Annotated in this window: 1 pseudogene; it reads right to left on the bottom strand. The window is 58.9% G+C overall.

The features are described 5' to 3' along the window. Positions 1 to 826: pseudogene (locus ACXJ5O_RS28205) on the bottom strand (mechanosensitive ion channel family protein); the annotation flags it as partial. Between the last annotated feature and the right edge of the window lie 169 nt (positions 827 to 995).

The raw sequence follows: 995 nt of genomic DNA on the forward strand, positions 1-995 counted from the left end.
TCACTGTCCCGATCATGTTCCACAAATAAGCTGCCAAAAGCGCGATCACGGTAATTTCGAATGCTTCGCGCGTGACGCTTCGCAATTGGAAGCCCAATCCCATGGCAAGCGGCGTTGACCATAAGGTGCTCACCATGGCAACCGTGCCGATGAGAATGGCGAAGCGGGCTGTCTGGCGTGCCGCCGCCGCCGGAATGGAAATATGGTCCCGCTCGAGTTTTCGCTGCGCCCAATTGGCGATCATCGCGTCAAGATGGGGAGTCAGRAACACCATCAGGACGGTCACAATCACCGCTGATCCTGGCAACGGCGTTCCCAGGGTGAGCGCCGTTTGGCTGATGATGAACGTAACGACGAGGAATACGATGCTGATTGCCGGCCAACGCCGGGCGAGACGATTGCGCCATTGACTTCTCGGGCGCGGACCAGCAACGGCACTCGCCATCGTGCGCCTGTGCCGCCACACCACTGCCGCAAGCAGGAGATAAGTCGGCACCGCCATCAAGACGGTTCGGGTCAAGTCCCTCAATGCAGGTCCTGCATCCCAAACCTGCAACGTCGTGACAAGCGCGATACCCACGATTGCCCAACTGACGGCGATCGACAGATCCCGGGACAGTGCCAGCATATGAAAGGAACGGCGGCGAACTTCTGGCCGGCGCGATGCCATCAGGACGAACCGCGTGAGGCACACAACACTGCAGACGATGACCGTCACGACCGCCCACAATCTGAGTGTCCGCAACGGCAATCCGGACGGCTCCAGCAATTTTGCTGCAATAAGGCCCACAGCCAAGGCAATGCCCGCCGCTACAATATCCATCATAAATCTTCGCAACAAACCCTGCGCGGCGTACCGGACTTTCACTTGTCGCTCAAGCGTAAGAAGGGTCCCCGCAGTGAGTACGACCACCAGAAAGACAGCCGAGAAAAGATGGAGGCGGGACGTCGATGCTGCGGCCATGGAGTCCTGCAAGCTATTCCACTCGTTGGGC

The organism is Phyllobacterium sp. P5_D12, assembly GCF_054049495.1.